Source organism: Thalassospira sp. A3_1 (assembly GCF_017744215.1).
GTDB lineage: Bacteria > Pseudomonadota > Alphaproteobacteria > Rhodospirillales > Thalassospiraceae > Thalassospira > Thalassospira lucentensis_A.
In genome coordinates this window covers 474,746-493,537 of record NZ_JAGHQQ010000002.1, presented here as the reverse complement: position 1 = coordinate 493,537, position 18,792 = coordinate 474,746, and the positions used below count along the sequence as shown (strand labels likewise).

General features: G+C 54.0%; 17 protein-coding genes. 5 read left to right on the top strand and 12 right to left on the bottom strand.

Going from position 1 to position 18,792, the window contains the following annotated elements:
- Positions 1 to 65 precede the first annotated feature (65 nt).
- On the top strand, positions 66 to 1,235 hold the full coding sequence (locus J7395_RS09260; RefSeq protein ID WP_209221281.1) for an MFS transporter: 1,170 nt from the start codon (positions 66 to 68) through the stop codon (positions 1,233 to 1,235).
- A gap of 104 nt (positions 1,236 to 1,339) precedes the next feature.
- On the top strand, positions 1,340 to 2,791 hold the full coding sequence (locus J7395_RS09255; RefSeq protein WP_209221280.1) for a serine hydrolase: 1,452 nt from the start codon (positions 1,340 to 1,342) through the stop codon (positions 2,789 to 2,791).
- Between the two features lie 15 nt (positions 2,792 to 2,806).
- Here J7395_RS09255 and chrA read toward each other — a convergent pair whose 3' ends face one another.
- The 4 genes from chrA to J7395_RS09235 form a co-directional block, all read right to left on the bottom strand.
- Positions 2,807 to 4,036 (bottom strand): chromate efflux transporter, encoded by a 1,230-nt coding sequence (chrA, locus tag J7395_RS09250; protein WP_209221279.1) that lies wholly within the window; start codon positions 4,034 to 4,036, stop codon positions 2,807 to 2,809.
- Positions 4,037 to 5,073: 1,037 nt separating this feature from the next.
- Positions 5,074 to 6,543 (bottom strand): AMP nucleosidase, encoded by a 1,470-nt coding sequence (locus tag J7395_RS09245; RefSeq protein WP_114111643.1) that lies wholly within the window; start codon positions 6,541 to 6,543, stop codon positions 5,074 to 5,076.
- A gap of 470 nt (positions 6,544 to 7,013) precedes the next feature.
- Positions 7,014 to 7,256, bottom strand: coding sequence for a hypothetical protein (locus J7395_RS09240; RefSeq protein ID WP_062950704.1), 243 nt, complete (start codon positions 7,254 to 7,256; stop codon positions 7,014 to 7,016).
- Positions 7,256 to 7,768, bottom strand: a complete 513-nt coding sequence (locus J7395_RS09235) for a sigma-70 family RNA polymerase sigma factor (RefSeq protein ID WP_247742073.1) — start codon at positions 7,766 to 7,768, stop codon at positions 7,256 to 7,258. The genes J7395_RS09240 and J7395_RS09235 overlap by 1 nt, the downstream gene beginning before the upstream one ends.
- Before the next feature lie 395 nt (positions 7,769 to 8,163).
- Here J7395_RS09235 and J7395_RS09230 point away from each other — a divergent pair, with 395 nt between their 5' ends.
- On the top strand, positions 8,164 to 8,337 hold the full coding sequence (locus J7395_RS09230; RefSeq protein WP_181850077.1) for a hypothetical protein: 174 nt from the start codon (positions 8,164 to 8,166) through the stop codon (positions 8,335 to 8,337).
- Positions 8,338 to 8,421: 84 nt separating this feature from the next.
- On the opposite strand, the gene J7395_RS09225 is transcribed toward J7395_RS09230, so the two are convergent.
- Complete coding sequence (locus J7395_RS09225; RefSeq protein ID WP_209221278.1) at positions 8,422 to 9,021, bottom strand: VTT domain-containing protein; 600 nt, start codon at positions 9,019 to 9,021, stop codon at positions 8,422 to 8,424.
- A gap of 102 nt (positions 9,022 to 9,123) precedes the next feature.
- Positions 9,124 to 9,591 carry a hypothetical protein gene (locus tag J7395_RS09220; protein WP_062950710.1) on the bottom strand — a complete coding sequence of 156 codons (468 nt, stop codon included), beginning with the start codon at positions 9,589 to 9,591 and terminating at the stop codon, positions 9,124 to 9,126.
- Positions 9,592 to 9,812: 221 nt separating this feature from the next.
- On the opposite strand from J7395_RS09220, the gene J7395_RS09215 reads away from it, so the two are divergent.
- Together J7395_RS09215 and J7395_RS09210 are read left to right on the top strand one after the other, a co-directional pair.
- Positions 9,813 to 10,316, top strand: a complete 504-nt coding sequence (locus J7395_RS09215) for a DNA starvation/stationary phase protection protein (protein WP_062950713.1) — start codon at positions 9,813 to 9,815, stop codon at positions 10,314 to 10,316.
- 116 nt (positions 10,317 to 10,432) lie between these two features.
- Positions 10,433 to 11,791: a diacylglycerol kinase family protein gene (locus J7395_RS09210; protein WP_209221277.1), complete on the top strand. Its 1,359-nt coding sequence runs from the start codon at positions 10,433 to 10,435 to the stop codon at positions 11,789 to 11,791.
- Here the strand turns inward: J7395_RS09210 and ftsY are convergent.
- The 6 genes from ftsY to yidC all read right to left on the bottom strand — a co-directional run bounded on the left by ftsY (position 11,788) and on the right by yidC (position 18,742).
- Positions 11,788 to 12,723 carry a signal recognition particle-docking protein FtsY gene (gene ftsY / locus J7395_RS09205; protein WP_209221276.1) on the bottom strand — a complete coding sequence of 312 codons (936 nt, stop codon included), beginning with the start codon at positions 12,721 to 12,723 and terminating at the stop codon, positions 11,788 to 11,790. The genes J7395_RS09210 and ftsY overlap by 4 nt on opposite strands.
- Positions 12,720 to 13,967, bottom strand: a complete 1,248-nt coding sequence (gene mtaB, locus J7395_RS09200; RefSeq protein WP_209221275.1) for a tRNA (N(6)-L-threonylcarbamoyladenosine(37)-C(2))-methylthiotransferase MtaB — start codon at positions 13,965 to 13,967, stop codon at positions 12,720 to 12,722. Before mtaB ends, ftsY begins: the two co-directional genes overlap by 4 nt.
- A gap of 192 nt (positions 13,968 to 14,159) precedes the next feature.
- Positions 14,160 to 15,185 carry a GGDEF domain-containing protein gene (locus J7395_RS21060; RefSeq protein WP_209221274.1) on the bottom strand — a complete coding sequence of 342 codons (1,026 nt, stop codon included), beginning with the start codon at positions 15,183 to 15,185 and terminating at the stop codon, positions 14,160 to 14,162.
- A 153-nt stretch (positions 15,186 to 15,338) separates the two neighbouring features.
- On the bottom strand, positions 15,339 to 16,268 hold the full coding sequence (gene argB, locus J7395_RS09190) for an acetylglutamate kinase (protein ID WP_062950729.1): 930 nt from the start codon (positions 16,266 to 16,268) through the stop codon (positions 15,339 to 15,341).
- Between the two features lie 37 nt (positions 16,269 to 16,305).
- Positions 16,306 to 16,968, bottom strand: coding sequence for a ribosome biogenesis GTP-binding protein YihA/YsxC (gene yihA, locus J7395_RS09185; protein ID WP_007091260.1), 663 nt, complete (start codon positions 16,966 to 16,968; stop codon positions 16,306 to 16,308).
- A gap of 58 nt (positions 16,969 to 17,026) precedes the next feature.
- Positions 17,027 to 18,742: a membrane protein insertase YidC gene (gene yidC, locus J7395_RS09180; protein WP_097051142.1), complete on the bottom strand. Its 1,716-nt coding sequence runs from the start codon at positions 18,740 to 18,742 to the stop codon at positions 17,027 to 17,029.
- Between the last annotated feature and the right edge of the window lie 50 nt (positions 18,743 to 18,792).

Sequence of the window (18,792 nt, the reverse complement as noted above, 5' to 3'; positions counted from 1 at the left end):
AAAGGAACCCGCTATTTTGGTTTGCCCCGACCAAATCGTTTATTGAATTGACGGATTGCGCCCTCATGCCACCGATTTTTGCCATTTGTGTTCTTTACGGTCTTGGACTGACGGCCTCGATGCAGGTTGGGCTGGTTGGGCCGATTGCCCCCGATCTTCGTGCCGGTTTTGATCTTAGCCAGGCGCAGTTCGGTCTTGTCGCATCGCTGATCACGGCGGCGGGTGCGCTGTTTGCCATTCCCGCAGGGGTTTGGGCCGCACAGGCCGGATTGCGTCGCTCGCTGGTTCTGGGCGGCCTGATGATGATCATTGGTGCTGCACTCTTTGCAACGGCATCCAGCAGCGGGATGCTTTATGTCGGGCGTCTTGTCACCAGTGTCGGATATCTTCTGATTGTGGTGGGTGCGCCAAGCTGGATGGCCAACCTGGGCAATGCCAAAACCATTGCCATGGCCATGAGCATCTGGGGCACGTTCATCCCGGTCGGCATTGCCATGGGGAACTGGACCAGTGCCGCGATTGTTGCGTGGCTTGACTGGCGCATGGCGGTTGTTGCCTGCACCGTCCCGGTTGCCGTTCTTCTGCCTGCCCTGATGTTGCTGACCAAACCGCGCGAGCAAAGTTTCAACCGGTCCCTGACATCGGGTATTTCCGGCGTCCTTAAATCCCGCCCGGCGATGCAAATCGCACTTACCTTTGCGGCCTTTGCCGGGGCAACATCCGCATCTCTTGCCTTCATGCCCGCCATGATGGCAGACAATCTTGCGATGAGCATTCCCCTTGCCGCCGCAATCATTGGCATTACGGCAATTGCCGGAAACATCATCGGTAGCGTCGGCGCAGGGATGGCACTGGGTCGCGAGATGCCCGGCCGCATCATGCTTGCGATCGGATTACCGGTCATGGCGGCGGCGATCTTCATCCTGTTTGTCAGCCAGATCATCACCATCAGTGTATTGGCGCTGGTCCTGTTCAATATCGGGCAGGGTGTCGTTGCCGGTACATGCTTTGCACTTTTACCCCGTATTGCAGATCGCAATCTTTCGATGCCTGCCCTTCAGGGGATGCTTGCCCAGTTTGCCGAGATTTTCGTTGTAATTGTTCCACCCGTTGCAGGTGCCATGATCGACTGGGCAAACTGGAAGGGGGCGGCATTTCTTCTGGCCGGTTTCTACCTTGCCGGATTTGTCATTTCGCTTCGGTACCGTCAGGTCCGTATCGTAACAGCGGGTTAGTCCGCCTATACAATCCGCTGTCTTGACCTATCCCGTAAAGCAGGCGACCCTCCTTGCCGGATCAAATGCAAGGGGCAAATAACGCTCTGCACAAGGGAAACGGAATGACCTGGATTAAAGCCACCTTTATCGGCCTGATATTGCTTGGCATTCTGGTAATTTCCGCGTTCTTTATCTGGCTGGCACCTGTGGGGGCAGGTTATACGGCCAAAATCATGTGTTCAGCCATTTTTGTAAATGGCCTGTCCTCGGACCGCGCCCGTGACGAGGATGTACTTGCCGATAACAATCCATTGCTGTCGCTGATTACCGCGAATGTTGATTTGCGCCATCAAACGGTCAGCGCGCATGCATTCGGTTTTCGTACACGTATCGCGGTTTTTCGCCCAAATCTTGGCTGCACACTTTCCGATGATCCGACGCGGATTGAACAGTTGCGCGCGACAAGCCCGCTAATTCGTCCGATCCCGGCACAACCGCTGCGAACGGCATCCGTGCCAGGCAATATTGACCGGCGGGCCTTTAACAATATTCTTGCCGATGCGATGGATGAACCGGGCACGGATATCTCGCGACGTAGCCGGGCAATTGTTGTGTTGCATCGTGGCAAGGTCATTGCCGAACGTTATGCACCGGGGATCAATGCCACCACCCCCTTGCCGGGCTGGTCGATGACCAAAAGCGTGTTCAATGCCCTGCTGGGCCGGATGCAACAGGAACACATGATCCCCGGAATTGACAGTCCGGTTCTGATCAACGAATGGCAATCCCGGACAAACGATCCCCGTGCTGTCATCACCTATGACCAGCTTCTGCATATGAGCAGCGGGCTGGAATTTGATGAAAGCTACTGGAATCCGCTATCGGACGTGGTTCAAATGCTGTTTGTCGAACCCGCCACTGCCGGATTTGCCGTGGCCCGCCCGCTTGAACACAAACCGGGTGAATATTTCTCCTATAATTCCGGGGCGACAAACGTTCTGTCGGCGGCAATGCGCAATATCAGCGGCTCAATCCTTAGCTATCATCATATCCCGTTTGATATGCTGTTCCGGCCGCTTGGCATCCGCAATGCGGTAATCGAAACCGATCAGGATGGCTATTTCATCGGTTCCAGCTTCATGCATGCCTCGGCTCGTGACTGGGCAAAAATTGGTCAGTTATTCCTGCAGGATGGTGTCTGGAACGATGAACAACTGCTACCGCCAGACTGGGTGAAATATTCGGTCACGCCCGCGCCAGCCGCCCCAAACGGTATCTATGGTGCCCATTGGTGGCTTCAATTGCCCGGTTCACGTGACAAAGACGGTAATGCACGCGTCAATGGCCCAACGATCCCGGATGATGCGTTCTTTGCACTTGGTCATGATGGCCAGATCATCAGCGTCATCCCGTCAAAGGAACTGGTGATTGTAAGACTTGGATTGACCAGAGATGGCAGCGCCTTTGACCAACATCGCTTTGTCGGATCAATTTCTGCACTGTTCCCCGATATTGTCGCCCGCAATGGTGATACCACTGTCGAAGTGGAAAATACCGCACAGTCAGCCGAATAAACCCCGGCCTGCCATTCAGACAATCGTACCGGCAACGCCGAAATAGCCCATCACGATACCACCGGTTCCCCCCGCAAGAACCAATGCCCAGACAGGCATCAGCCGCCATTGCAAGATTGTGAATGCAATGATCGCAATCACCACGTCCTTCACGTCATGAATTGATCCGGTCCAGATCGGATCGTACAGAACCGATGCGAGCAAACCCACCACCGCAGCATTGATCCCTGCCAGCCCCGCACGCATTTTGGGCATATGCCGGATACGATCCCAAAACGGCAATAATCCGATCACCAGAAGAAACGCAGGCAGGAAAATGGCGATCAGGGCAATCATCGCCCCTGCGATCCCGCCTGTATCGGTTTGCATCACGGCACCCAGATAGGCAGCAAAGGTAAAAATCGGCCCCGGTACTGCCTGCGTTGCGCCGTAACCGGCAAGGAACGTATCCGTATCGACCCAACCGGGCGCGACAACGGCTTCCTGCAGCAGTGGCAGCACCACATGGCCGCCACCAAAAACCAGCGCCCCGCTGCGATAAAATCCGTCAAATACGGCAAGCCATGATGACGATGTGACCTGTACCAGTAACGGCAACCCGATCAGCAGTACACCAAAGATTGCCAACGCGAACACCGCCAACTTCGGGGAAATACCGGCAGCCAGCTTCCCGTCCAGCTTGACCAGATCAGCCTGCAGGAACAGCGTCCCGGCAACCAGCCCACCGACAATGACGATGGCCTGCATGCCTGCACCACTAAATGCGATCATCAGTGCGGCTGCAATTATGGCAACAACCGCACGCGGAATATCAGGGCACAGGCTTCGCGCCATGCCCCAAAGAGCGTGTGTGACAACACCAACCGCAACCAGTTTGAGCCCCCATATCATGGGGCCCGTGGCGGCGAGGTTGCCGCCAGCTAACCCAAGCCCAAGTGCTACAAGAACAATTGCCGATGGCATCGTAAAACCGATCCATGCGGCAAACGCACCGGGAAATCCGCCCAGCGACATGCCGATTCCCATCCCGACCTGCGAACTGGCAGGCCCCGGCACAAACTGGCAAAGCGCGACCAGATCGCCGTAAGTCGCATCAGAAAGCCATTTGCGGCGGACTACGAACTCTTCACGGAAATAGCTGATATGGGCGACCGGCCCGCCAAAACTGGTTAACCCCAGACGCAGAAAAATCAGGAAAATCTGCCAAAGGCTTAAATCGGGCTTGGCCAGGTTTTGGTCGGTCATGCTTTTCCCGTGCTCAGATCAATGCGTTCCCGATGGAACCAAGCGCGAAGGATAATGGATGCACTGGCGCGGCCAAAGCCCAAAGCAGCCGGTTTTGTCGACTTCATCAAACCATCACAAAACGCCCGACTAAGATATTGAGAAATATACTATTCTTTCCGCGCCGAGCTTTGACTGGGAACTTTTTCCGGTTTTTGGGGAAAAAGTTCTTGATTTGTTCTTTTTGTTGTGGCATAAAGATAAAGTCAACAGGACAAATGGGTCCGGAGACAAAACCCGCAAAGCGTGATTCGCTTTTGCGGGTTTTTTGCGTTTCGGGCGGCAAAAACAGGAATGAGACGATGACGGGACAGCGATCTGATCGGCTGAAAGGACGGCGGCGGTATCGCCAAAGGGCCATCAATGGCGCATGGAAAAGTCATTACGGCGGTGGTGCCTTTGGGCCGTGAGGCCGTCGGAAATTTACAAAAAACTGTGGTTTATCATGACGGGAGAAATGTGCCTTTAGGGCAAGGGCGTTTGTTCGGGGCAGCGAGAGCCGGGGCCAGTTTGGCCCGCTCCAGTTCAGTCCGGGGCCAGTCCGGTCGGTGAAGCGTGAAAATGCCGAGAATCAGCGGGCCCGAATTGCGCCCGGATTGGATAGGCACGGGGTCGGAAGGCGGGTGCCGGGTTGGCTGGCAGGATCGGTTGACAGCGGGCTGGTGGTGCGTTCGGAGATGCCGAAGGCTGATCATCGATGGCGGGATTTGTGTCTGCCATGCGACTACGCTGTGGCCCTTGGGGTGAGGTGTGTTTTGGGACCAACCGAGAGCGACGGGCGTTTGATTGGTCCGTCCGGTCGGTGGCGTTTGGCGATGCCGGGGGCAGCGAGGTTGGTTGGGTTGGCCGGACGGTCGGTCAAATCGTCATTCGGGGCGCAGAGCCGGAATCCACATCCCATCGAAACGTAATGGCGATCTGGTTGGGAGGGCTGTGTCAGCGGTCTGAAACGCCCGCCGCCGTGAGGCAACGGGCGTTCTCGTGAATGTCAGGATAACCTAGCGAAAGGCCGGCTCGTCAAGGGAACGCAGTTTGCGCGAATGCAGCTGATTGACCTCGTTTCGCAGGGTATCGATGGTATCAAGACCGACCTGAAGATGCTGCCCGATACGCTGCCGATAGAAATTGTTGGCCATGCCCGGCAGTTTCAATTCACCATGCACCGGCTTGTCGGAAACGCACAGCAACGTGCCGTAAGGCACACGGAAACGGAAACCGTTGGCGGCAATCGTGGCACTTTCCATATCCACCGCAATCGCCCGCGACTGGTTAAGACGTACGAACAGTTCGCTGTAACGCAGTTCCCAGTTCCGGTTGTCTGTGGTTGCCACGGTACCGGTACGCATGCGCGCCTTCATTTCGCGCCCTTTAAGTCCCGTAATTTTGGTCACGGAATTGGCAAGGGCGACCTGTACTTCGGCAATTGGCGGCACCGGAATCCAAAGCGGCAGGTCCGAGTCGAGAACATGATCGTCACGGACATAACCATGCGCCAGAACGTAATCGCCCAGAAGCTGGCTTCGGCGAAGTCCGGCACAATGCCCCAGCATCAGCCAGCAATGCGGGCGCATAACCGCAATATGGTCGGTGGCGGTTTTCGCATTCGACGGGCCGACCCCAATATTGACCAGCGTCACCCCCAGGCCGTCTTCACGGATCAGGTGATAGGAAGGCATCTGCGGAAGCTGTTTGACTGCTTCTCCGCTTTCCTGCCATGCCTTGGGGGCATTCTTGCGTACATGGACTTTTGGCCCCGGCTCGACAAAAGCAACATATGGGCTTTTGGGGTCTTCAAGCTGCAATTTGGCAAACTCGATGAACTCGTCGACATAGCGCTGATAGTTGGTGAACAGCACGAACTTCTGGAAATGTTCGGGCAATGTCGCCGTGTAGTGGCGCAAACGTGCCAGCGAGTAATCCACCCTTTCCCCGGAAAACAGAGAAAGCGGCTTGGGTCCTTCGGTAATGCCGTAATGTACCCCGTTGGCGATATCGTCATCTGTCCGCGCCAGATCGGGCATGTCAAACACCAGCTGAAGCTGGCGAATATCGGTTGGGCCGATATTATCGGTTGCGGTTTCAACCAGGAACGGTAACGGAATGGGACGATCCGAAACACCGACCACGACCGGGACGTCATGGTTTTTAAGCAGCAGTTCAATCTGTTCTCGGTAATATTGTTCGAACAGATCCGGGCGCGTCAGGGTCGTACCGTAAATGCCCGGGTCGCGCGGCGCGCCATACGACAATGTACTTTCGACATGCAACTTCTCGGGCGGCACCTCAATCCCGAGATACGGGTAATAGGCGCGCACAGGCGAGGATTGCTGACCGTTTCCAAACCGGGTGAATGCTTCACGGACTGCCTCGGCACCAGTGGTATAAATATCCTTGATGCGGGCAAGTGCCCTGTCGGCGTCAGTAAATTCAAACAGATCGCGAACCGATCCGTGGACTCCGGAAACCATAATAAGTTGCTCCTTTTTCTTATTGTTGTATTGAGCGGGAGATTTATCACCGCCTGCCCGGACTCTGGCAACCCCCAATTCATGCATGGCTTGGCACACAGGCAGCATATCAGCCATACACAATATGGCGGATCATGACACACGAAGCGCATAAACCCGCGCAGCACAGCATCATGACTGCTGTATATGTCGGGATTATTTTCAAGAAATCCAAATGACAGTTTTGATGCGCGGGTCATAACCATGACGCGATATTTCCTTGCCAACCGACATGAACATAATCGATTCGCCAAGCAGGAAATCCGGCACCAAAATAAAAAAAGGGCCGAAACCAAGAGGTTTCGGCCTATTTCGGAGAAGGGCCTTAGACGTTGAGGGAAAAGACGATCAACTCCGATACAGACTTTATCTGACCATTGGTCAACAAAGTCAATAAAATTTCGAATCAATGCAGTCTTGCGTTTGACGCATCATTCCTGCAGGAACCCGGCACTGGAAGCCAACGATTTCAGCTTCCTGAGACGACGGTAGTACAGCAGGTCAACTGTCCCTCCGTCACCTAAATGACCTTTTTCGATATCCTGGACAATTCCTGCTGCACGCGGATCGGACTGGACAAGACTTTCGATATCGCTCTTGTCCTCGTCATCAATCGATCCGCGCACGTAATTTACAATGTCGTCCTTGCCATAAACAGCAAGCACATGGGTCATCAAGCTGCCTCCGCCACGAACCGCGACGCGTGCTCCCGTGTTTCAATCCGCCCGACGGAAGAACGCAGCTTCCGGCGTGCGCGACCTACGCGGGATTTGACCGTGCCAATCTCGACATTCATCCGCTCGGCGGCGTCCTGATAGGAAATTTCGTCAACGGCGGTAAGAAGGATCGCCTGACGTTCCTGCTCGGGAAGCTCACCCAAGATGCGATCCGCATCACGCAGCTGCAACCGGGCCATCTGATTGCTGCCATGACCGTAGACGTCACCAAGATCATCCCAGTCGACATGATGTCCACGGGTCTTCTCGCGACGCTTGGACGAGATGAATGTGTTGAACAGAATCCGGTGCAGCCATGCCTTAAGACTGGTGCCTTCTTCGAACTGATCTTTTTTGCTGATGGCTTTCAACAAAGTGTCCTGCACGAGATCCTGTGCACGATCCATGCTGCCCGTCAGCCGATATGCATGGCGACGCAGCGCGGGTACGTGATCTTCAATTTCGTTCATCACTTGCTCAGACATCACAACCTCCGTTTTTGGATGTCTTCACCGTAACAAAAGAAAATAATATTTAAAGTAAAATCGTATGGTTCACTTAGGCAATACAATGAAGTGACTTAACGTGCACAACAACATCAACAAACACAACAAACATAATCACATCAACATGCCCATAATACGCACTTAACATTTAATCATTACTTTACATTACTTGCGCAAGTTGCGCAAAATGATGCAACTGAGCAAGGCAGTTGTAATATGGAGAAAACGCAGGTAACGTAAGTTACTCCAAAATTCTCGGATGCGTTGCATATCAATGGTTTCAGACGCATATTGGAACGTCTGAACTTAATAAGGACCCCCGCGTGCCAACCTCGAAAAGAACTGAAAAGCTTCAGATTATGCTCGACGACGATGAACTGAAGTTCATCGACGACTGGCGATTTGAGCATCGCATGCCAACCCGGGCAGCAGCTATTCGTGAGCTGATTCGCCGCGGCTTGGTCGCCGAGGACGTGGAAGATCCGGAAACCGAAGGTAAAACCACCACCGATTTCCGTATCGAACCGGAATAATTCAAAGAAAATTCTCGGATATCTTGTAAAAAAAGCCCGGCCAATTGCCGGGCTTTGTTATTCATGTGCTCATGTTTTGCCAGATTACGGGGCAGGTTTTCTATCGCCACCCGGCCCTTTTGAGGGCTTCTTGCCTTCAAAAATCCGGGCAATCCCCGCACCAAAACCAAGAACCAGCACCCAGAGACCGTAATAACGCAAGGCGCGTGAAATCCCGATGGCAACCACAAACAGCCAGAAGGGATAAGTCGTGGCCCCCGCAGCCAAGGCTGCAAGCTGCATCGGCACTGGCGTAATACTGATCGCAAAAACAACCCAGAAACCACCGGACTCGAACCGTTGCTCCACCTCTTGGAACTCCTGTTGCCCGCCTGCCATTTCAACAAGGGGCCGGATAAATTCATCCGAAAGCCCATAAGCAATCAGGTATAGAAAAACGGCACCCGCAATGCTGCCAAGCAGGGTAACCGTCGCAACGATGATACCGCGCCGACGCGATGCGGCCATGATGGGGGCAATAAGGATTTCGATCGGAACAGGAATGATGGTGGTTTCAAGAAACGACGCAACAGCAATACCCCCAAGTCCCTTGCGGCCGGCGGCCAGCTTTTCCAACCGCAGTTGCCAGGCACGCCACCACCGTGCAATCCCGCTTTTCCGGCGATTTTTTTGTTCTTTTTCCATAGACACCCTTGACGGAACAGGGTCAAACGAGCAACGGCCCGCCCATATGGGCGGGCCGCCGACACCCGGAACACCACTTCACCGAGTTAAGGTTGTGATGTCTTATTCGGTGGCGTGATCATCCGAGAGCGCCTGCTCGGCATTATCAAGCGCCTCAAGAGTTTTGGCCTTCACGGTTTCCCAGGTTTCAGCCGAAGCATCCTTGGAATCTTCATATGCCTCGTTCAGGTTTTCCTTGGCACCATCCCATGCTTCTGCGAGCTCATCGACTGCATCTTCGCTGTCATCGCTTACACGTGCGGATACCTCGTCATATTTTTCGCCAAGCTGATTGGACTTTTCTTCAACCCAGGCGAGGAATTCATTTTTTTCCTCATAGGTGAAATCCTTGGCATTTTCATATTCGGCCTTGGCTTTATCACCCATTTTTTCAGCATCCGATTTCATTGCGTCGTCGGTTGCCATCGAGCCTGCCTGATCCGAGCTTTTCTGTGCATCTGCATAAGCCGGTGCAGCCACCGCAACAGACATCATAATAGTACCAGCCATCAGAACAGTCTTGCTAAGCATCACAACCTCCTAGTTATTGAACAGCAGCGCTTTTTCTTTGGCACTGCTTATCGTTTCAAACGGGTGGTGCAAAAGAATGTTCCAATTGTGTTGATTTTAATTTCTGGAACTTTTGTTTCCTGGTCACGTTTTTCAAACAAGCGTTCGGGATATGACCGGCAGCCATATGCTGGTTCAGGATCAAAGCGAATGAACGTGAAAAGAAATACAGGAGTTACAAAATGGCACACAGCAGTATGCAGAGCATTGCGAAAGAATTTCCGGTCAAAACCGGTGTCGACCGCAAAGACCGTCGCGAACTGGCCAAGATGCTAACCAAGATCATTGGCTCGTCGCACGTACTGTATGCCAAAATTCGTGGCGTCCACTGGAACGTGGTCGGTCCGGCCTTCTATTCGCTCCACAAGATGACCGAGGAGCAGTATGAAGATCTGAACGAAGCGATTGACGATATGGCGGAACGCATTCGCGCAATCGGCTTTCAGGCACCGACCGGTCTTTCGGAAATGATTGAAAATTCGGTGGTCAAGGATCAGACCAAGCTTCTTCCGGCCAACGATATGGTAAAGGAACTGGTCGAGGATCACGATCATGTGTCGCGCCTGCTGCGCGAAGGCGTGGCCGAGGCCGAAGCCGCCGATGACGTCAAAACAGCCGATCTTCTGACAGAACGCCTTGGCGTTCATGAAGAAGCGGCATGGATGCTTCGCGCAACCATTTCCTGATCGATCACAACCAAAACCGGTGCCAGATTGGCGCCGGTTTTGTGTCTCAATCTTGCCGTTCTGTTTACGCATCCTGTAAGGCAAGACTTCCCGATCCCCATGGCGGAGGCTCTCAGGTGAAATCGACCGAACTTACCGGCAAGGTTTGCATCCTTCTGACACGTCACAAGATGCCCGACGAATGGCGTGACAACGGCGCACAGCCGTTGCGCAGCATTTTCGAGGAAGCCGGCTATACAGCAGAACTCGAACTCTGTGATGATCCTGTCGCCATGAATACCTTTATCACGTCATCCTGCGCGCCCGGCGACGTTGTCGCGATTGGCGGCGGTGATGGCACGATCAACGCCGTTCTCGATACCGTTATCAAGGCTGGTGTGGTTATGGTTCCGTTGCCGCTTGGAACCGCAAACGATTTTGCCCGAAGCCTTTATGTTCCCGATGATACCCTTCAGGCTGCGCGCGCTGCCATCAATGGCCAGATTGCCATGCTTGATATCGGGCGGGTCAACGGACAAAGCTTTGTCAATGCCGCCAGCATCGGGGTCCCGGCCGACGCCCGGAAACGTATTGATCCGAACCTGAAACGCTGGACAGGTGCGATCAGCTATGCCGTGGCCAACTGGCAAAGCTGGCACGAAATGAAGCCGCTGGAACTTAGTGTTACCTGTGGATCAAACCCGCCACAAAACCTTAAACTGCGTCAATTGACCGTAACCAACGGACAGTATTTTGGTGGCGGTTTGCGTCCGCGCGAGAACAAGCGCCTTGATGACGGTAAATTGCATATGTTCGCCATTCAGGCCAATGTCGATACTCTGTCAGGTATGGATATCGCTGCCGAACTGCTGTTTGGATCAATCGATGACAGCAATTATGCCATCAGTCAGGAATGCGATGAGATTCTCATTGAAGGTGCCGATGGCGAACCCGTGCTGGCCGATGGTGAAATCATAAGCAAACTGCCTGCGCGCTTCACACTGGAAGCAAAAACACTGCCTGTCTTTGCACCAAATGCCTTTCACGGCGAAACAGACCGGTCCGCATCATTCCAGGATCAGGAAATCGTCAATGACATTGCATTGGATGCACTTGGCCTTTCGCTGCGGCTGTCGGCCATATATCCCATGGCCACCGATAGTGGCCTGAAGGCCATATGCCACGATACCGCCAATCGCCTGCGCGACATCAATCGCCGCCTGGAATTGGCACTTCGGCCCTATAACCTGCCGACATCGTCACCAGATCCGGATTTACATAGTCTGGAACAGTTACGTGACCGGGCAATGTCATGGATGCTCGCCGATGCGGATCAACGTCTTGCACGTGGCCTGAAAAATCAGGCATCCCTTATCGAAAATGCACTGGGAACCTGTGCAATTGACAAAACCCCTGACGATATATCCACACCACTCATGGATATGAAAAGTCTGATCCGTGACTTGCAGGCGGGCCTGAACGATTTTCAGCCCTAGTCCTCAAGCCCGGCAAGACTTCGCGCAAATGATTTTGCATCAAACGGACGAAGGTCTTCGGCACTTTCGCCAACACCGATCGCGTGAACCGGTTTGCCAAATTTCTCGGCCAATGCGACAACAACGCCGCCCTTTGCCGTGCCATCCAGCTTGGTCACGATCAGGCCGGTAACATTGGTTGCCTCGGAAAAGACTTCGACCTGGGAATGGGCATTCTGTCCGGTGGTGGCATCAAGCACCAGCAACGTATCATGCGGGGCGGTTTCATCGCGCTTGTGGATCACCCGGACGATCTTCTTAAGTTCGTCCATCAGATGCGCCTTGTTCTGTAAACGCCCGGCCGTATCAATCAGCAAAAGGTCATAACCTTCGCGCTTGGCCTGATCAATCGCATCAAAGGCAAGCCCGGCGGCATCGGCACCTGTATCACGCGCAATCACCGGGCATCCGGTCCGTTCGCCCCAGACTTTGAGCTGTTCAACAGCGGCGGCACGGAATGTATCACCCGCCGCCATCATGACCTTAAGCCCCTGATCGCGATAGGTTTTGGCAAGTTTTCCGATTGTGGTGGTTTTACCCGATCCATTAACGCCAACCACAAGGATCACATGGGGCTTTTTGGTCGTATCAATCACCAGCGGCTTTGCCACGGGTTCGAGGATTTTGGAGACTTCGCTGGCGATGAATTCCTGAATTTCAGCGGGCTCGACTTCCTTGTCGAAACGGGTGCGCGACAGTTCCGCACCCAGTTTTGCCGCAGTGGTCACACCCAGATCGGACGTAATCAGCAGATCTTCGAATTCCTCAAGCGCGTCATCGTCAAGACGACGCTTGGTGAAGATATCAGCAATCCCGGTGGTCAGTTTCGAGGAGGAGCGTTTCAACCCGTCTTTAAGTCGGGTAAACCAGCTTTTTTTCCCCTCTTCGCTCATCCCGCAAGCTCCGCTTTCAGTTTTCCGTCTTCAAGGCCGATGACCTTGGCCTTTGCAATTGTGCCCGGTTCTATCACGCGATCCAGCAGAACGGGTGCAAAATGTTCGGTGTGGCCGGTATTTTCCTTTTCCACCAGAACACTCTCGATCATGCCGATCCGTGATTTCAGGAAATTGTTCAGCTGAATTTCCCCGGCATCGCGAAGCGCGCCGGCGCGTTCCTTGCGAATATCTTTTGGCACCTGCGGCATACGGGCTGCCGGTGTCCCCGGACGCGACGAATAGGGGAAAACATGCAGGTAAATCAGCCCGCATTCATCAACCAGACGTAGGGTATTTTCCGCCATTTCATCGGTTTCAGTCGGGAAACCTGCAATGATGTCGGCTCCGAATGTTACATCAGCCCGAAGTCCGCGCACCTTGTCGCAGAAATTGATCACATCCTGCCGCAGATGGCGACGCTTCATGCGTTTCAGCACCATGTCGTCACCGGCCTGAAGACTGATATGCATATGCGGCATCAGACGTGGTTCGGTTTCGATCAGCCGGAAGATATCCTCGTCGACCTCGACCGGATCAATGGATGAAATCCGCAGGCGCGGCAGTTCGGGCACCTGGGCCAGAAGGCGGCGCGCCATCTGCCCCAATGTCGGCTTGCCCGGCAGATCATGACCATAGGAGGTGATATCCACCCCGGTCAGAACCACTTCGCCGTAACCGTTGGCAACCAGTTCACGCACCTGCGTTACAATCTCGCCCATCGGTACGCTGCGCGAATTGCCGCGACCAAACGGGATGATGCAGAATGTGCAGCGATGATCGCAGCCGTTCTGAACCTGCACAAAGGCGCGTGCGCGGCCTTCGAAGCCTGAAACCAGATGGCTTGCGGTTTCCTCGACCGACATGATGTCATTGACGACAACACGTTCATGCTCGGGCATCCGGAAGGTTTCGGCCTTCATCTTGGCATCGTTGCCAAAGATACGGTCGATCTCGGTCATTTTGGCGAATTTGTCGGGATTGACCTGAACAGCACAGCCGGTGACAAAAATCTTGGCATCGGGATTTTCCCGGCGCAGGCGGCGGATGCTTTGCCGCGCCTGACGTTCTGCCTCGGTCGTAACCGCGCATGTATTGATGATGATCGCATCGTCAAGACCGGCGTTTTTGGCATGGTCGCGCATCACCTCGGATTCATAGGTGTTAAGGCGACAACCAAATGTAATAACGCGCGGCTCTGTCATGCTCGCCCTTTTACGATCAATTCCGGTCTGGAAAACACTTCCGTCGGCGCGGCACACTTATTGACCTGCTGCCAGTACGGAAAGTCCGGCAAGTTCAACCTCCTTGCCGGGCGCTGGTTTCATACGCTTTTAGCGGTTTTAATGCAAGTCTGGCCGGTTCATGGCACGCATGCACCGAACGGGACGGGCAGGCTATTCGGCAGCGAAGTTACGATTGCGACCGTTCTTTTTCGCCCGATAGAGCGCATTATCGGCACGATCAACGACCTTGGCAGCTCCTTCGCCCTTCACATATTCGGCCACACCGACCGAAACCGTCATGTGACCGAACGACGTTCCGCTGGATTTGGCACGCACCTCGCGCGCGGCGATGCGCTTGCTCATATCATCGGCCAGCATCATCGCATCCTTAAGCGGTGTCTGGGGCAACAGGATTGCAAACTCGTCCCCGCCATAGCGCGCCACCAGATCGCGGCCCTTGGTGTTTGCCTTGATCATGGAAGCGATCAGGACAAGGATTTCATCACCGATCCGGTGACCATATTTGTCATTCACCATCTTGAACTGATCAAGATCGACCATCATCACGCAAAATGGTTCGTCAATGCTGCCAGTATCAAATTCAACACAGCAACTGGCCAGTGTTTCCTCGAAATGCATGCGATTGGAAACCCGGGTAAGGCCATCGGTGTAGGACCGTTCACGGGTTTCATGCAATTCACGCTGCAGATTGGCAATCTTGTTCAGATAGTCGCCAAGCTGTTCATGCAGGCTTTCGACCGTCGTTTGCATCCGTCCGGTATGTAGTGCAACATTGCGAATGACCTCCGCGACCTTTTCACCAGCCAGCAGAGATTCTTCGGCTTTGCCCAGCACATCGCCATAAACGCGCAGTTCGTCGCGCGTACTTGTCAGGCTGGCATCGCTGTTTTCGACAACATCGGAAAAATCTTCCATGCCGCGCTGAAGAAAATCGGCTGCCTGACGGTCAAAGATATACCGGTAATAAAGTTGCAGCAGCGTTTCTTCGCTGATTGCCTCCCCACTTGCCTTTACCGCGTCGATAACCCGCAGAATTTCGGGGTTTTCTTCTGCGTAATAGACAAACCAGACATGATAAAGTTCGGGGGTTGGTCTCAGGCCATGATCGCGCAGGGCATCAAGCGTTGCCTTGGCATAGTCCCAGTGCTTGGAAACATGATGATCCGTCGTTGTCACAACGGGTGCTCCGCCTTTTTATTTAACCATTATATTTCAGAGCCCTAGGCCCGCAGAGGCGTTTGCTCGTGAAGAACATAGCCTAATCTGCGGGGCTGGACCACTCATCCGTAATGGTAAACTGTCGGCAGTCTACACCTTGAGCGGCTGAAATCAGCCGCCCCTGATCATTGTGCCAGCACCGCGTTCGGTAAACAGTTCCAGCAATACCGCATGCGGGGCACGACCATCGACAATTACCGCGGCCTCGACCCCGTTGCGGACCGCATCCATGCAGGTTTCCGTTTTGGGAATCATGCCGCCCTGGATCGTACCATCGGCGATCATTGCATTGATGCTGTCGATATCCGCATCCCGGACCAGTTGTTTTTCACCATCAAGGATCCCCTTGACGTCGGTCAGCATATAAAGACGGCGGGCACCAACGGCCTTTGCAATCGCACCGGCAGCCGTATCAGCATTGATATTGTATGTCTGACCGTCTTCACCAACCCCTATCGGTGCAATTACCGGAATAATGTCGGTGTTGATAAAACAATCCAGCACATGCGGATTGACTTCGACCGGTTCGCCGACAAAGCCAAGATCAAGAACCTTCTCGATATTGCTTTCGGGATCGCGTTTGGTGCGTTGAAGTTTGCGCGCCTTGATCAGATGGGCATCCTTGCCACACAGACCAACACTGACCCCCCCGGCACGGTTGATGTTCGAGACGATTTCCTTGTTGATCTTGCCGGCCAGAACCATTTCGACAACATCAATTGTCTGCTGGTCCGTCACGCGAAGGCCATCAACAAATTCCGACTGGATGTTAAGTTCTTTAAGCATCTGGCCAATCTGCGGACCACCGCCGTGGACCACAATCGGGTTCATGCCGACCTGCTTCAAAAGCACCATGTCCTGGGCAAACAGGCGGGCCAGTTCCGGGTCACCCATTGCGTGCCCGCCATACTTCACCACAATCGTCTGGCCATTATAGCGTCGCATATAGGGAAGGGCCTCGGACAGAACCTTGGCACGTGCCAGCGTACGGTACGCGCTGGATTCCGAGTTTTCTTCGTCAGAACGGACTTCTTCGTTCATGTCTTTTCCCCAATGTTATACGAGCGCTATCGGGTGATTATAGCAGCGTTGCGATTTCTGCGCGAAGCGCTTCAAGGCCGGTGCCTTTTTCGCTTGATGTCGCGAAAAGCTGCGACAGGGCCGCGGGATGTTTTTTTACCGCTTCGACCACTTCGCGAATGCGCTTTTCCATCTGGCCTTTTTTAAGCTTGTCAGCCTTGGTCAGCACAATCTGATAAGACACGGCAGCTTCATCAAGCATCTTCATCATTTCAAGATCGGCTTTCATGAAGCCGTGCCGGGAATCGATCAAAACAAATACACGCCGCAATGTTACCCGGCCGCGCAGATACTGTTTGATCACATTCTGCCATGTATCAACGATGTCCTTGGGCGCCTTTGCAAATCCATAGCCCGGCAAATCGACGATATTAAGCGCACCATCCAGATCGAAATAGTTCAACTGCTGGGTACGGCCGGGCGTATTCGACGTCCGGGCCATATCCTTGCGACCGGTTATGGCATTAAAAAGGCTAGATTTTCCCACATTGGACCGCCCGGCAAGGCAGATTTCGATCTTGTCTTCGGGGGGCAACTGTTCAAGTTGCGCCACCCCCAACATGAAAGTAACCGGGCGGGAAAACAGTTTCCGCCCGGCTTCGATCTGAGCCGATTCAAATGTCGGAATTGCGGTTGCCGATGGCAATTTTTCTTCGGTCATTGTCGTTCCTTGGCACCCCGCAGGGGCGTTCGCACGCCCTGCGAGGAGGATGGGGGGATCAGACCCCCATCTTGTACATGATGTAACGTTGCTGCGCGATCGACAGCAGGTTGTTCCATGCCCAGTAGATCACAAGACCCGCCGGGAAGCTTGCCAGCATGAAGGTAAAGATCAGCGGCAGGAACATCATGATCTTGGCCTGCGTCGGATCAGCCGGTGCCGGGTTCAGTTTCTGCTGCAGGAACATGGTGATCCCCATGATCAGCGGCCAGACACCGATCATCAGCATCTGCGGCGGATCCCAAGGGATAAGACCAAACAGATTGAACAACGAAGTCGGATCAGGTGCCGAAAGGTCCTGAATCCAGCCAAAGAACGGCGCATGGCGCATTTCGATGTTCACGAACAGCACCTTGTAAAGTGCGAAGAACACCGGAATCTGGACCACGATCGGCAGGCAACCCGAAGCTGGGTTGATCTTTTCGCGCTTGTAAAGCGCCATCATTTCCTGCTGCTGACGCTGACGGTCATCCTTGAACTGCTCGCGCATCTTGGTGATTTGCGGCTGCAGTTTCTTCATCGCACTCATGGATTTGTACGACTTGTTGGCAAGTGGGTACATCACTGCCTTCACAAGAACCGTGAAGATCAGGATGGAAACACCGAAGTTGCCAACCAGATGGTTCAGCCACTGCAGGAACAGGAAGAACGGTTTGGTCAGGAAGTAGAACCAGCCAAAATCAATCGCGAGATCGAAATTCTTGATGCCATAGTCATTGGCATACTGATCAAGAAGCGACACTTCCTTGGCACCGGCAAACAAACGGGTTTCCGAAGCAGCTTCGGCACCGGCCGCAACCGTGCGGGCCGCACCAAGATAGTCGGTTTGATATTTGTCGGCATTTTCAGCAACGTGATGGCTGAAACGGGTGGTCAGTGCCTCGTCAGAGGACGGTGCAAGCGCAACCAGCCAGTATTTGTCGGTAATGCCAAGCCAGCCGCCGGTGGTTTTCTTTTCCACGGCACCGTCTTCGGCAAGATCGTCATAATCGATTTCGGTCAGGGTACCGTCAATGACACCAAGCGGACCTTCATGCAGGATGTAGAACCCTGCCGTAGTCGGCTTGCCCTTGCGCGAAATCAGACCGTAGGGATACAGGGTGACATCCGAACCGCTATCGTTTTTGACCGACTGCTTGATCGAGAACATATAATTCTCGTCGATCGAAATCTCGCGATTGAAGGTCAGGCCGCTGCCATTATCCCAGCTCAATGTGACTGGTTTTGCCGGCGTCAGTTCGTTGGAGCTTGCAGTCCACTGGGTATCGCTGTTCGGAACGCTGACAGATTTGTCGGCGGCAACCCAGCCGAATTCGGCGAAGTATGCATTGTCGCTACCGGTCGGGTTCAGAACGTGGATCAGCGGGCTGTCCGGTTCTTCGGTTTCGCGGTAATCCTGTAACTGGATGTCGTCAATCACGCCACCAACCAGACGGATCGAACCCTCGACACGCGGGGTTTCGATCTTGATACGCGGAGCTTTTGCCAGCGCGGCATCGCGGTTGACGACCGGAGCCGCCGGCGCAGCACCACCCGGTACGCTGGGCACGTTCGAGGCAGTCTGCGGTGCAGTATTGCCATTGACGTCAAGTTGTTCGCGAACTTGCGCTTCTCGATCCTGCGGCGCAGGTTCGGGAGCGAAAAAGAATTGGAACCCGACAAGGATTGCGACCGAAGCTGCAATCGCAATCCACAGGTTACGTTGTTCGTTCATCGCCTCTTTCCGCTTTCGTCCGGCGGCGAAGAACGCCTGACCGGTATTCT

What these genes read in the sequence shown, in the direction of transcription:
- J7395_RS09260 (WP_209221281.1), top strand. Translation starts at nt 66, where the DNA reads ATGCCACCGATTTTTGCCATTTGTGTTCTTTACGGTCTTGGACTGACG.
- J7395_RS09255 (WP_209221280.1), top strand. Translation starts at nt 1,340, where the DNA reads ATGACCTGGATTAAAGCCACCTTTATCGGCCTGATATTGCTTGGCATT.
- chrA (WP_209221279.1), bottom strand. Translation starts at nt 4,036, where the DNA reads ATGACCGACCAAAACCTGGCCAAGCCCGATTTAAGCCTTTGGCAGATT.
- J7395_RS09245 (WP_114111643.1), bottom strand. Translation starts at nt 6,543, where the DNA reads ATGGTTTCCGGAGTCCACGGATCGGTTCGCGATCTGTTTGAATTTACT.
- J7395_RS09240 (WP_062950704.1), bottom strand. Translation starts at nt 7,256, where the DNA reads ATGACCCATGTGCTTGCTGTTTATGGCAAGGACGACATTGTAAATTAC.
- J7395_RS09235 (WP_247742073.1), bottom strand. Translation starts at nt 7,768, where the DNA reads ATGAACGAAATTGAAGATCACGTACCCGCGCTGCGTCGCCATGCATAT.
- J7395_RS09230 (WP_181850077.1), top strand. Translation starts at nt 8,164, where the DNA reads ATGCTCGACGACGATGAACTGAAGTTCATCGACGACTGGCGATTTGAG.
- J7395_RS09225 (WP_209221278.1), bottom strand. Translation starts at nt 9,021, where the DNA reads ATGGAAAAAGAACAAAAAAATCGCCGGAAAAGCGGGATTGCACGGTGG.
- J7395_RS09220 (WP_062950710.1), bottom strand. Translation starts at nt 9,591, where the DNA reads ATGCTTAGCAAGACTGTTCTGATGGCTGGTACTATTATGATGTCTGTT.
- J7395_RS09215 (WP_062950713.1), top strand. Translation starts at nt 9,813, where the DNA reads ATGGCACACAGCAGTATGCAGAGCATTGCGAAAGAATTTCCGGTCAAA.
- ftsY (WP_209221276.1), bottom strand. Translation starts at nt 12,723, where the DNA reads ATGAGCGAAGAGGGGAAAAAAAGCTGGTTTACCCGACTTAAAGACGGG.
- mtaB (WP_209221275.1), bottom strand. Translation starts at nt 13,967, where the DNA reads ATGACAGAGCCGCGCGTTATTACATTTGGTTGTCGCCTTAACACCTAT.
- argB (WP_062950729.1), bottom strand. Translation starts at nt 16,268, where the DNA reads ATGAACGAAGAAGTCCGTTCTGACGAAGAAAACTCGGAATCCAGCGCG.
- yihA (WP_007091260.1), bottom strand. Translation starts at nt 16,968, where the DNA reads ATGACCGAAGAAAAATTGCCATCGGCAACCGCAATTCCGACATTTGAA.
- yidC (WP_097051142.1), bottom strand. Translation starts at nt 18,742, where the DNA reads ATGAACGAACAACGTAACCTGTGGATTGCGATTGCAGCTTCGGTCGCA.